Here is a 12,052-nt window from a genome sequence, read left to right on the forward strand (position 1 = left end):
GGACTAACCGACCGAGCCCTCCATCTGCAGCTCGATCAGCCGGTTCAGCTCCAGCGCGTACTCCATCGGCAGCTCGCGCGCGATCGGCTCGACGAAGCCGCGCACGATCATGGCCATGGCCTCGAACTCGGTCAGACCGCGGCTCATCAGGTAGAAGAGCTGGTCGTCGGAGACCTTGGAGACGGTCGCCTCGTGGCCCATGGACACGTCGTCCTCGCGGACGTCCACGTAGGGGTACGTGTCGGAGCGGGAGATCGTGTCGACCAGGAGCGCGTCGCACAGCACGTTGGACTTCGAGCCGTGGGCACCCTCGCCGATCTCGACCAGGCCGCGGTAGGAGGTGCGGCCGCCGCCTCGTGCCACCGACTTGGAGACGATGTTGGAGGAGGTGTGCGGCGCCATGTGGACCATCTTGGATCCGGCGTCCTGGTGCTGGCCCTCGCCCGCGAAGGCGATGGACAGGGTCTCGCCCTTGGCGTGCTCGCCCATCAGGTAGACGGCCGGGTACTTCATGGTGACCTTGGAACCGATGTTGCCGTCGATCCACTCCATGGTCGCGCCCTCGTACGCCACGGCGCGCTTGGTGACCAGGTTGTAGACGTTGTTCGACCAGTTCTGGATGGTCGTGTAGCGGCAGCGGCCGCCCTTCTTCACGATGATCTCGACCACGGCGCTGTGCAGCGAGTCCGAGGAGTAGATCGGGGCGGTGCAGCCCTCGACGTAGTGGACGTAGGCGTCCTCGTCGACGATGATCAGCGTCCGCTCGAACTGGCCCATGTTCTCCGTGTTGATACGGAAGTAGGCCTGGAGCGGGATGTCGACCTTCACGCCCTTGGGGACGTAGATGAAGGAGCCGCCGGACCACACCGCGGTGTTCAGCGACGCGAACTTGTTGTCGCCGACCGGGATGACCGTGCCGAAGTACTCCTGGAAGAGCTCCGGGTGCTCCTTGAGCGCGGTGTCCGTGTCGAGGAAGATCACGCCCTGCTCCTCCAGGTCCTCACGGATCTGGTGGTAGACGACCTCGGACTCGTACTGGGCCGCGACACCGGCGACGAGGCGCTGCTTCTCCGCCTCCGGGATGCCGAGCTTGTCGTACGTGTTCTTGATGTCCTCGGGCAGGTCCTCCCAGGAAGCGGCCTGCTTCTCGGTGGAACGCACGAAGTACTTGATGTTGTTGAAGTCGATGCCCGAGAGGTCGGAACCCCAGTTCGGCATGGGCTTGCGGTCGAACAGCTTGAGGCCCTTGAGGCGGAGGTTCAGCATCCACTCCGGCTCGGACTTCTTCGCCGAGATGTCGCGGACGACTTCCTCGGACAGACCCCGCTTGGCGGCGGCGCCGGCCGCGTCGGAGTCGGCCCAGCCGTATTCGTAGGTGCCCAGGCCATCGAGCTCAGGGTGAGCAGTCTCCGTGGTCATGCGGGGTTCCTCCCGGCCGTACTTGCAGATACTGATGTGTCGGTCTGTGTGGCGCTCGCGCTGCGCGGAATGAACGTCGTGCACACTCCGTCGCCGTGGGCGATCGTGGCGAGGCGCTGCACATGCGTCCCGAGCAGGCGGGAGAAGACCTCGGTCTCCGCCTCGCAGAGCTGCGGGAACTGCTCGGCTACATGGGCGACCGGGCAGTGGTGCTGGCAGAGCTGTTCACCGCTGTGCGGACCGGGAGCGCTCTTCGCCGTAGCAGCGTACCCGTCTGCGGTCAATGCCCTCGCAAGGGCCTCCGCCCGGCCCTCCGGGGCCACCGCCTCGACGGCTTCCCGGTAAGTCTGTGCCTGCGCTTCCATCCGTGCCCGGGCGAAGGCGGCGATGGCCGCCTCGCCTTGTTCCCCGCCGCCGACGGACTGCGCGATCCAGCGCAGGGCGTCCGCGGCGAGGGCGTCGTAGGACTGGTCGAAGGCGTCGCGCCCGCAGTCGGTGAGCGCGAAGACCTTGGCGGGCCGGCCCCGGGTCCGTGCGCCGTACACGCGCTGCTCACGGGCTTCGACCACGTCGTCGGCGACGAGCGTGTCGAGGTGGCGGCGGACGGCGGCCTGGGTGAGGCCCAGGCGCTGGGCGAGGTCGGCGACGGTGGACGGGCCGTGGTCCAGGATGGACCGCGCCACCCGGTTGCGGGTGGACCGCTCCCCGGTCGCGAGCTCCCCCTGGGGGGCCTCGTTCTGCCGTTCGCCGTTTTTCACAACGCCATTGTTGCGTAATTAACCGAGCGCGGACAAGCCGTGATGGAGGCCACTCCTGGTGGCCTCCATCACTAAGGGTTACCTAATTTGTCGACGCAGAGTTATTCGGAGGGGGACGCTCCGCGGTCCCTCCGGGCCCCTCCGGCGAACCAGTACACGGCTCCCACCAGCAATCCCCCGCCCACGACGTTGCCGGGAACCGTGAACATCAGATTTCGGAAAAGATCACTGAACGACGCTGAGCCATCCAGGATCGCCAAGCTGAAAACAGCCATGTTCGCAACACAGTGTTCGAATCCGACGGCGACGAAAACCGCCACCGGCAGCCACAGGACGAATATTTTCGCCGCGTCGCCGCGCGCCCGCGTGAACATCCAGATCGCCAGGCAGACGAGCATGTTGCACAGCACCGCCCGCCAGAACAGCTGCCCGCCACCCAGCGCCGTCTTCCCGTGCACCATCTCGGTGAGCATCGCCCGCGCGGACGGCGAGGAGGTCACGCCCGACGCGTGCACCATGCCGCCGAAGGCGAAGGCCCCGGCCAGGTTCCCGCCCAGCGAGAGGCACCAGGACGAGACCAGGTCCCGCACGCCGGTCCGGCCGGACAGCGCGCCGACCAGCATCACCATGACGTTGCTGGTGAACAGCTGGGCACCGGCGAACATCACGATGGTCAGCGCGATCGGGAAGACCGCACCCTCCAGCAGCTTCACCGCCGCCGAGCCCCGGGCCACGAACGGCGAGATCGCCACGAGCAGCAGCACCTCGCCGACCCCGATGTACGCCCCCGCGAGCATCGCCGAGACGAAGTAGCGCGGCGGATGCCCCAGGTCGTGGGCCTTGTGCTCGGCCTGCCCCGAGGTGGCTTCGACGTTCTCAGCGATGCTGTTCACCATTCGACGCTAGGCCGCCGACGGGCCCCGGACGCCGCGAAAAAGTCATGAATGCGCGGGCCCGTCACCCCCCGACCCCGGGACCTAGGACCCCTCCCCGGGCTCCGTAGACTCACCCCCCATGAGCAACGACCCCGCCGTGGAGATCCGCGGACTGGTGAAAAGGTACGGCGCCAAGCGCGCGGTGGACGGCCTGGACCTCACCGTCCCCGGGGCCTCCGTCACCGCGGTCCTCGGTCCCAACGGCGCGGGCAAGACGACCACTGTGGAAACCTGCGAGGGCTACCGCCGCCCCGACGCCGGAACCGTCCGCGTCCTCGGCCTCGACCCGGTCGCCCAGGCCGAGGCGCTGCGCCCGCGGACCGGCGTGATGCTCCAGTCCGGAGGCGTCTACTCCGGAGCCCGCGCCGTCGAGATGCTCAGCCACATGGCCAAGCTCTACGCCGACCCGCTCGAGATCGGCCCCCTGGTGGAGCGCCTCGGCCTCGGCGGCTGCGGCCGCACCCCCTACCGCCGGCTCTCCGGCGGCCAGCAGCAGCGCCTCGCCCTCGCCATGGCCGTCGTCGGCCGCCCCGAGCTGGTCTTCCTCGACGAACCCACCGCCGGCCTCGACCCGCAGGCCCGGCGGGCGACCTGGGACCTCGTACGGGAGCTGCGCGCCGACGGGGTCACCGTCGTCCTCACCACCCACCACATGGACGAGGCGGAGCAGCTCGCCGACGAGGTCGCCATCGTGGACGCGGGCCGGGTCATCGCCCACGGCAGCCCCGAGCTGCTGTGCCGGGGCGGCGCCGAGAACACCCTGCGCTTCACCGGCCGCCCCTCCCTCGACCTCGCCTCCCTGCTGAAGGCGCTGCCCGACGGCACCCAGGCCGCCGAGCTCACCCCCGGCGTCTACCGGGTCACCGGCGAGGTCCACCCCCAGCTGCTCGCCACCGTCGCCTCCTGGTGCGCGCAGCACGGCGTCATGCCGGACAGCCTCTCGGTGGAGCGGCACACCCTGGAGGACGTCTTCCTCGAGCTCACGGGCAAGGAGCTGCGTTCATGAGCGCCGGCACGTTCACCCCCAACCCGGGCGCGGCGCCCGTCTCCCGGATGATCCTCGCGCAGACGGCACTGGAGACCCGGATGCTGCTGCGCAACGGGGAGCAGCTGCTGCTGACCGTGATCATCCCGGCGTTGCTGCTGACCCTGTTCTCCGCCGTGGACATCGTCACCGTGCCTGTTCAAGAGGGGGGCTCCGGGAAGTCCGTGGACTTCCTCGCCCCCGGCATCCTGGCGCTCGCCGTGATGTCCACCGCCTTCACAGGCCAGGCCATCGCCACCGGCTTCGACCGCAGGTACGGGGTCCTCAAGCGGCTCGGCGCCTCGCCGCTGCCGCGCTGGGCCCTGATGGCCGCCAAGACCCTGTCCGTGCTGGTCACCGAGGTGCTCCAGATCGCCCTGCTGACGGCGATCGCCTTCGCGCTGGGCTGGTCCCCGCACGGGAACCCGCTGTCGGTGGCCGCGCTGATCCTGCTGGGCACCGCCGCGTTCTCCGGGCTCGGCCTGCTGATGGCGGGCACCCTCAAGGCCGAGATGACCCTGGCCGCCGCCAACCTGGTGTTCCTGCTGCTGCTGGTCGGCGGCGGAGTGATCGTGCCGCTGGACAAGTTCCCGGACGCCGTCCAGTCGGTCCTGGGCCTGCTGCCCATCGCGGCCCTGTCCGACGGTCTGCGCGCGGTGCTCCAGCACGGAGCCGCGCTGCCGTGGGGCGACGCGGCCGTGCTGGCGGCCTGGGCCGTGCTGGGCCTCGGGGCGGCCGCACGGTGGTTCCGCTGGGAGTGAATCCCTTCCCCTCCCGGCGGCATTCCCGGGAGGATGGACGCCTCCACACATGAAGCCGGGGGGCGGACATGGTGCAGCGGGAGGCCGTTCTACGGCTGGACGAGCAGTGGGCGCGGGTGCGGTCGGGGGCGGCGCACGCGGAACCCCGGGAGCGCGAGCGGCTGCTCGACGAGCTGATCGGGGCCCTGCGGACCCACCCGGACGACCCCGAGTGCGTCGCGCTGCTGGGCCTTCGCCTCTCCGACCGCGCCACGCTGCGCTTCGCCGAAGGGGACCGCGCCTCCGCTCTCGCGCTGATCGAGGAGGGGCTGCGCAGCTCCGAGCGCGCGGCGCCGTACGCACCCGAGTACGCCCGCTGGTACGCCCGCGGGCTGATCAACCACGGGGTGTGGCTGGCCTGGCCGCTGAGCGACGGCGACCGGCTGCCGAGGCATCCGCTGGGACCGGGCGCCGAGCGGGGGCCGTCCGCCATGGAGCGGGCCGCCGGGGAGCGGGCCCGTGATCTGACCCGGGCCGCGGTCGCGGTGTGGGCGGGCCTGGACCAGCGGGACCCGGTCAACCGCCGCGGGCTGGCCCAGGCGAAGGTGTTCCTCGGGGACCGCCTGGCGGAGCTCGGTTCGGCCGAGGACGCGGTGGCCTGGGCCGTGGACGCCGAGTCGGACTTCCGGCAGCTGCTGCTCGCGGACCACGGCTCGGAGGAGTCCGCGGAGGCCGAGGCGGCCCTGGACCACATCGGCCACCAGCTGGAACTGCGCCTGCGCTACCTGTCGTTCGCTTCGCTGGCGGGTCTGCGCGCCAAGGGGCTGCTGCCCGAACGGCTGCTGCCCCAGGCCGTGGTGGCCGCCCGCGTCCAGGGAGTGCCGGAGTCCGGGATCGCGGCCCGGCTGGGCCTGGACGCCGAACAGGTGCGCACGATGCTGGAGGTCACCCACTGGCTCGCCGTGTGGCGGGTCGAGGTGCGCGGTCCTGACGGACTGTGGAACGTACTCGACCATCCCTGGCACAGCGCCACAGAGGTGAGGAACAGGACAGCAGAGGACATAGGGGCTGAACTGGTACGGGGGTTCGAGGCCTCGGCGGACCATCCCGGCGCCGGCGTCCCGTGGCGCATCCACGTGTGGTGGCACGAGGAGGGCGACCCGGCGGGCGCCAGGTTCCGGCTGGCCGCCGGGCTCGACGCACCACCGGGCACCCCCTCGTGAAACTTTGCACAAGGCTCCGCCTACGATAGGGGCCGTGTTGAACCCATTCGCCTTCATCGCCCGTCGCTGGACTCCGTCACCCCGGATCGTCCGGCGCGCCGCGCTCGCCGCGCTCGTCATGAGCGTGGCCATCGTCGTCACCGGCGGCGCGGTGCGGCTCACCGGTTCCGGACTCGGCTGCGACACCTGGCCCAAGTGCACGGACGACAGCCTGATCGCGACGCAGGCGCAGGGCTTCCACGGAGCCATCGAGTTCGGCAACCGGATGCTGACGTACGTGCTCTCCGGGGCCGTCGGCTGGTACATCCTCGCGGCCCGCTCGGCGAAGCCCTGGCGGCGCTCGCTGACCCGGCTCGGCTGGGTCCAGTTCTTCATCGTGATGGCCAACGCCGTACTCGGCGGCATCACCGTCATGACCGGCCTCAACCCGTACAGCGTCGCCGGGCACTTCCTGCTCGCCACCTCGCTGATCGCGGTGACCACCGTCAGCTGGCAGCGCACCGCCGAGGGCGACACCGCCCCCCGGCCCCGCGTGCCCGGCCCGGTGCGCAAGCTGTCGTGGGCGCTGATCGCGACGACCCTCGTGCTGATCGCGGCGGGCACCGTCGTCACCGGTTCCGGCCCGCACGCCGGCGACAGCAGCGAGATCCGGCGGATGCCCTTCGACTGGGCCGCCACCGCCCACGTGCACGCGATCGCCGCCTGGCTGGTGTGCGCGCTGGCCGTCGCGATGTGGCTGGTGCTGCGCGTGGTCGACGCCCCCACCGACACCCGGGCGCGCGCCCGTGACCTGCTGATCGTGCTCCTCGCGCAGGGCGGCATCGGCTACGTGCAGTTCTTCACCGAGCTGCCCGAGCTGCTCGTCGCCGCCCACATGCTCGGCTCATGTCTGGTGTGGATCGCGGTGCTCCGGGTCGCGCTGAGCCTGCGCGAGCGGCCTCTGGCGCAGGCGGAGATCCCGGCCCAGGGCGACCCGCAGCTCTCCTCCGTCTGAGACCGGGGGCTCAGCCCCGCTCGTCCAGCCGGTAGACGCGGCGGGCGTTGCCCGCCGCGACCATGGCCGCCACCCGGCCCGCGTCCGTCCAGGACCAGGACCCGTCGGCGACCCAGCCGCCCAGCACCCGGCCCAGCGCCTCCCGGAACACCAGGGCGCCCACCGCGTGCAGCTCGGGCAGGCGCCGCGCGCCGCTGGAGAAGAGCACCTTCCCGAACGGCGCGACCTCGAGCAGCTCGGCCAGGACCGCCGCGGCCCGCGCCCCGGTCTGCCCGAGGGCCGCGCCGGCGTCCGCGTAGACGTGCGGGAAGGCCGCGGCCAGCTGCGCCGCCTGCCGGTGGTACGGGTATCCGCCGAGCAGGACCAGCCGGGTGCCCAGGCCCGCGGTGGCCCGTACGAACCCGGTCAGCGGCGCCGGGTCCGCGGCTCCGGTGTGCAGTTGCAGGGGCAGCCCGGAGGCGACCGCGCTCCACACCAGGTGCCGCAGCAGCACGGGGTCGCGCACGGTCCCGCCCCTGCCGCGCCGCTCCAGCCACCGCCCGGCCGCTCCGCGCACCTCGCCGGGACCGGGCGGCTCCGGCGCGCCGGCCAGCACGGCCGGATGACCGGCGGCCGCACCGCAGCTGAAGGCCACGGCCCCGGTGGCGGAGTGGTGCACGGCCCCGGCGAGATTGGCGAGGAAGGCGGCCACGGTCCCGGAGGTGTCGGCGACCTGTTCGGCCAGCGGCTCCAGCCGCACCGCCTCGAAGGCCTCGGCGTCCCCCGCGAGGGCCAGCTCCTTGGGGCCGGTCAGGTCCCCGGCCTCACCGGCGGCGACCACGTAGGCCGCGACCCCGGAGCCCCGCAGCAGCAGCCGCGCGGACTCGGCCGCGCCCAGCTCCCGCCGGCGGGCCAGATAGCGGGCGGGGGCGGCGTACGGCTCCAGCCCGAGCAGGGGCGGGCACCAGCGGCGCACCGCGAAGCCGGTCTGCGTGTCGAAGAAGGTGGTGCCCGCGGCGGGCGGGCCGGCCGAGCGGATCAGCTCGGCCTCGAAGGTGCCCAGGCCCAGCTCCGTACGGAGTACTCCGTGGCAGTACTGGTCCACCAGGGGCGGCGTTTCGATCATCCGGGCATCCCGTTGCGGACGTGAGGAAGCGGCTTCCACACGTCCTAACGGGTGAGCGGGGTGTGAGGTGTTGCTCGCGCTGTTGACCGAGCGGCCACACCGCACTCCGCCCGGTGTCCCCCGGACGGAGTCCGGTGGAGGATCAGGCCGCCGGGTTGGCGGGACCGCCCAGCTGGATGCCCGCCATCCGGGACCACTCGTACGGGCCGGTGCGCACGCGCGCCGCGAACTCCCCGTCGAACTCCTCGTGAAGGGTCAGCCCGGCCTTCTCGACGGCCAGCTCCGCCACCGCGTGGGCCGGGGCCACCAGGTCGCCCCACTCGCCGTCCGTGCCCACGAGAACGATGCGGGTGCCGGCCTGGCCGATGTGGGCGAGGTGGCCCTCGGCGCCGCCGTGCTGCCTGGCGAACGCGCCGATCTGCTTGGCGAGCTTCGCCGCCGTACGGTCCTGCTTCTTGTCCGCGATCGCTGCGGTGGTGTCTGCGGTGTCTGCCATGGACGGCATGCTACCGGCGGGTAATGAACGGAGGAAGCATCAGCGGAGGAAGGGATCCACGGCCACCGCCACGAACAGCAGCGACACGTAGGTGATCGACCAGTGGAACAGGCGCATCTCCTTGAGCTTCGCGCCCGTCACCCCGGCCTTGGCCCGCGCGTGCAGCGCGTGCGCCTCCCACAGCCACCAGCCGCCCGACACCAGCGCGACCGCCGTGTAGAACCACCCGGTGTACCCCAGCGGGGTGAGCAGCAGCGAGACCGCCACCATCACCCAGCTGTAGAGGACGATCTGACGGGCCACGACCCTGTTGCCCGCCACGACGGGGAGCATCGGCACGCCGACGCGCGCGTAGTCGTCCTTCACCTTCATCGACAGCGGCCAGTAGTGCGGCGGCGTCCAGAAGAAGATGACGAGGAAGAGGATGACCGCGGCCCAGGAGACCTCGTTCTTGACGGCGGACCAGCCGATGAGCACCGGCATGCAGCCCGCGATGCCGCCCCAGACGATGTTCTGGGTGGTGCGCCGCTTCAGCAGCATCGTGTAGACCACGACGTAGAAGAGGAGCGCGCCGAGCGCGAGGGCGGCCGACAGCCAGTTGATCAGCAGGCCGAAGAACAGGGTCGAGACCACGCCGAGGGTGATGCCGAAGACCAGGCACTCGCGCGGGCTGACCATGCCGGTCACCAGCGGGCGCTGGGAGGTCCGGTCCATCAGCGCGTCGATGTCGCGGTCGATGTACATGTTCAGCGCGTTGGCGCCGCCCGCGGACAGGTAGCCGCCGAAGCAGGTGGCGAGGACCAGCCAGAGCGAGGGCACGCCCTGCTCCGCGAGGAACATGACCGGCACTGTGGTGATCAGCAGAAGTTCGATGATCCGCGGCTTGGTCAATGCCACGAAAGCCATGGCCCGGGCCCCGAACGGCCGGTGACCGGCGCTCGCCCCGAGCACCCCCGCTGGACGGGATTCGACGGCCGTCACGCACACCCCTGAGAAAGAAACCAGCAAGCACCACAAGGGCTTGCACGTACCACGCCACTGTAGACGTTGGTCATACGTCGCCCTGCGCGGGGGTCGCGTCGTGTTGGTCCGAACGGAGCTGACATCCCGGTGACGGCACGGTGACGGTGTGCGGACACTCGAATAGCTGCACGCCGTTGCGGGGGTAGGCTCGGAATCGCGCCGGTGCGACCGTCCGTCACCGGGAACAGACATGTGGAGAGGAGCCCTGACCCACGGTGAGCACCAAGCCGACCACCACAGAGCTCGAGTGGACCGAACTGGACCAGCGGGCCGTCGACACCGCCCGCGTTCTGGCCGCTGACGCGGTCCAGAAGGTCGGAAACGGCCACCCCGGTACGGCGATGAGCCTGGCCCCCGCCGCGTACACCCTCTTCCAGAAGGTGATGCGGCACGATCCGGCGGACCCCGAGTGGGTGGGCCGCGACCGCTTCGTGCTCTCCGCGGGGCACTCGTCCCTCACCCTGTACACGCAGCTGTACCTGGGCGGCTTCGGCCTCGAGCTGGACGACCTGAAGGCGTTCCGCACCTGGGGCTCCAAGACCCCGGGCCACCCGGAGTACGGCCACACGGCCGGCGTCGAGACCACGACCGGCCCCCTCGGCCAGGGCATCGCCAACGCGGTGGGCATGGCCATGGCCTCCCGCTACGAGCGCGGCCTGTTCGACCCGGAGGCCGCCCAGGGCGCCTCCCCGTTCGACCACATGGTCTACGCGATCGCGGGCGACGGCTGCCTCCAGGAGGGCATCTCCCACGAGGCGTCCGCGCTGGCGGGCCACCAGAAGCTCGGCAACCTGGTGCTGCTGTGGGACGACAACCACATCTCCATCGAGGGCGACACCGAGACGGCCGTCTCCGAGAACACCCTCGAGCGCTACGCGGCGTACGGCTGGCACGTCCAGCGCGTCGAGCAGCAGGAGAACGGCGACCTCGACCCGAAGGCGCTGTACGCGGCCCTCCAGGCCGCCAAGGCCGAGACCGGCAAGCCGTCCTTCATCGCGGCCCGCTCGATCATCGCCTGGCCCGCCCCGCACGCCCAGAACACCGAGGCCGCGCACGGCTCGGCGCTCGGCGACGACGAGGTCGCGGCCACCAAGCGCGTGCTCGGCTTCGACCCGGAGCAGACCTTCGAGGTCTCCGACGAGGTCATCGCCCACACCCGCAAGGCACTGGACCGCGGCCGCGAGGCCAAGGCCGAGTGGGAGAAGGACTTCTCCGCCTGGCGCACGGCCAACCCGGAGCGCGCCGCCGAGTTCGACCGCATCCAGGCCAACGAGCTGCCCGCGGGCTGGGAGGACCGGCTCCCCTCCTTCGAGACCGGCAAGGGCGTCGCCACCCGCGCCGCCTCCGGCAAGGTGCTCCAGGCCCTCGGCGCGGTCATCCCGGAGCTGTGGGGCGGCTCGGCCGACCTCGCCGGCTCCAACAACACCACCATCGACAAGGACTCCTCGTTCCTGCCGGTGGGCAACCCGCTGCCGGAGGCCGACCCGTACGGCCGCACCATCCACTTCGGCATCCGCGAGCACGCCATGGCCGCGGCCATGAACGGCATCGCCCTGCACGGCCACACCCGCATCTACGGCGGCACCTTCCTGGTGTTCTCCGACTACATGCGCAACGCCGTCCGCCTCTCCGCGCTGATGCACGTGCCGGTCACCTACGTGTGGACGCACGACTCCATCGGCCTCGGCGAGGACGGCCCGACCCACCAGCCGGTCGAGCACCTGGCCTCGCTGCGCGCCATCCCGGGCCTGAACGTGGTCCGCCCGGCCGACGCCAACGAGACCGCCATCGCCTGGCGCGAGATCCTGCGCCGGCACACCAAGGTGTTCGGCAAGGGCGCCCCGCACGGTCTGGCGCTCACCCGCCAGGGCGTGCCGACCTACGAGCGCAACGAGGACGCCGCCAAGGGCGGTTACGTGATGTTCGAGGCCACCGGCGGCGAACCGCAGGTCGTCCTCATCGGCACCGGCTCCGAGGTGCACCTGGCCGTGGAGGCGCGCGAGCGGCTCCAGGCCGAGGGCATCCCCACCCGCGTCGTCTCGATGCCGTCCGTCGAGTGGTTCGAGGAGCAGGACCAGGCGTACAAGGACAGCGTCCTGCCGCCCTCCGTCAAGGCGCGCGTCGCGGTCGAGGCGGGCATCGGCCTGACCTGGCACCGCTACGTCGGCGACGCGGGCCGGATCGTGTCGCTGGAGCACTTCGGTGCCTCGGCCGACGCGAAGGTGCTGTTCCGCGAGTTCGGATTCACCCCCGAGCGTGTCGCGGCCGCCGCCCACGAGTCCCTCGCCGACGCCGCGCGCTGACGCCGGTACAAGACAGTAGGAGATGCAATTCC

The 12,052-nt window shown here is 71.3% G+C and carries 11 protein-coding genes; 5 read left to right on the forward strand and 6 right to left on the reverse strand.

Features of this window, described 5'->3' with window-relative positions:
- Positions 1-3: 3 nt before the first annotated feature.
- From sufB to ACTVZO_RS10870, 3 genes are all read right to left on the reverse strand, one after another.
- Positions 4-1,419 carry a Fe-S cluster assembly protein SufB gene (gene sufB / locus ACTVZO_RS10860; RefSeq protein WP_443298174.1) on the reverse strand — a complete coding sequence of 472 codons (1,416 nt, stop codon included), beginning with the start codon at positions 1,417-1,419 and terminating at the stop codon, positions 4-6.
- Positions 1,416-2,177: a helix-turn-helix transcriptional regulator gene (locus ACTVZO_RS10865; protein WP_443298175.1), complete on the reverse strand. Its 762-nt coding sequence runs from the start codon at positions 2,175-2,177 to the stop codon at positions 1,416-1,418. The genes sufB and ACTVZO_RS10865 overlap by 4 nt, the downstream gene beginning before the upstream one ends.
- 101 nt (positions 2,178-2,278) lie before the next feature.
- A complete protein-coding gene (locus ACTVZO_RS10870; protein ID WP_443298176.1) occupies positions 2,279-3,070 on the reverse strand; it encodes a formate/nitrite transporter family protein in 792 nt (263 codons plus the stop codon).
- A 121-nt stretch (positions 3,071-3,191) separates the two neighbouring features.
- On the opposite strand from ACTVZO_RS10870, the gene ACTVZO_RS10875 reads away from it, so the two are divergent.
- The 4 genes from ACTVZO_RS10875 to ACTVZO_RS10890 all read left to right on the forward strand — a co-directional run bounded on the left by ACTVZO_RS10875 (position 3,192) and on the right by ACTVZO_RS10890 (position 7,093).
- Positions 3,192-4,118 carry an ABC transporter ATP-binding protein gene (locus ACTVZO_RS10875; protein ID WP_443298177.1) on the forward strand — a complete coding sequence of 309 codons (927 nt, stop codon included), beginning with the start codon at positions 3,192-3,194 and terminating at the stop codon, positions 4,116-4,118.
- The gene (locus tag ACTVZO_RS10880) at positions 4,115-4,897 is read left to right on the forward strand and encodes an ABC transporter permease (RefSeq protein WP_443298178.1); all 783 of its coding nucleotides are present in this window, start codon (positions 4,115-4,117) and stop codon (positions 4,895-4,897) included. Before ACTVZO_RS10875 ends, ACTVZO_RS10880 begins: the two co-directional genes overlap by 4 nt.
- 68 nt (positions 4,898-4,965) lie before the next feature.
- A complete protein-coding gene (locus tag ACTVZO_RS10885) occupies positions 4,966-6,099 on the forward strand; it encodes a hypothetical protein (protein ID WP_443298179.1) in 1,134 nt (377 codons plus the stop codon).
- Between the two features lie 4 nt (positions 6,100-6,103).
- Positions 6,104-7,093 carry a COX15/CtaA family protein gene (locus tag ACTVZO_RS10890; RefSeq protein ID WP_443298180.1) on the forward strand — a complete coding sequence of 330 codons (990 nt, stop codon included), beginning with the start codon at positions 6,104-6,106 and terminating at the stop codon, positions 7,091-7,093.
- A gap of 10 nt (positions 7,094-7,103) precedes the next feature.
- On the opposite strand, the gene ACTVZO_RS10895 is transcribed toward ACTVZO_RS10890, so the two are convergent.
- The 3 genes from ACTVZO_RS10895 to ACTVZO_RS10905 form a co-directional block, all read right to left on the reverse strand.
- On the reverse strand, positions 7,104-8,198 hold the full coding sequence (locus ACTVZO_RS10895; protein WP_443298181.1) for an amidohydrolase family protein: 1,095 nt from the start codon (positions 8,196-8,198) through the stop codon (positions 7,104-7,106).
- A gap of 142 nt (positions 8,199-8,340) precedes the next feature.
- On the reverse strand, positions 8,341-8,703 hold the full coding sequence (locus tag ACTVZO_RS10900; protein WP_443298182.1) for a hypothetical protein: 363 nt from the start codon (positions 8,701-8,703) through the stop codon (positions 8,341-8,343).
- Between the two features lie 30 nt (positions 8,704-8,733).
- A complete protein-coding gene (locus ACTVZO_RS10905; RefSeq protein WP_443298183.1) occupies positions 8,734-9,681 on the reverse strand; it encodes a heme o synthase in 948 nt (315 codons plus the stop codon).
- Positions 9,682-9,932: 251 nt separating this feature from the next.
- Between ACTVZO_RS10905 and tkt the strand changes: the two genes are divergently transcribed.
- A complete protein-coding gene (gene tkt / locus ACTVZO_RS10910) occupies positions 9,933-12,020 on the forward strand; it encodes a transketolase (RefSeq protein ID WP_443298184.1) in 2,088 nt (695 codons plus the stop codon).
- Positions 12,021-12,052: the final 32 nt, after the last annotated feature.

This window comes from Streptomyces sp. IBSNAI002, assembly GCF_052244475.1.
Classification (GTDB): Bacteria; Actinomycetota; Actinomycetes; order Streptomycetales; family Streptomycetaceae; genus Streptomyces.

Bases quoted from the DNA above. Each gene is read 5' to 3' on its own strand.
- sufB (WP_443298174.1), bottom strand. From the start codon at position 1,419: ATGACCACGGAGACTGCTCACCCTGAGCTCGATGGCCTGGGCACCTAC.
- ACTVZO_RS10875 (WP_443298177.1), top strand. From the start codon at position 3,192: ATGAGCAACGACCCCGCCGTGGAGATCCGCGGACTGGTGAAAAGGTAC.
- ACTVZO_RS10880 (WP_443298178.1), top strand. From the start codon at position 4,115: ATGAGCGCCGGCACGTTCACCCCCAACCCGGGCGCGGCGCCCGTCTCC.
- ACTVZO_RS10885 (WP_443298179.1), top strand. From the start codon at position 4,966: ATGGTGCAGCGGGAGGCCGTTCTACGGCTGGACGAGCAGTGGGCGCGG.
- ACTVZO_RS10895 (WP_443298181.1), bottom strand. From the start codon at position 8,198: ATGATCGAAACGCCGCCCCTGGTGGACCAGTACTGCCACGGAGTACTC.
- ACTVZO_RS10900 (WP_443298182.1), bottom strand. From the start codon at position 8,703: ATGCCGTCCATGGCAGACACCGCAGACACCACCGCAGCGATCGCGGAC.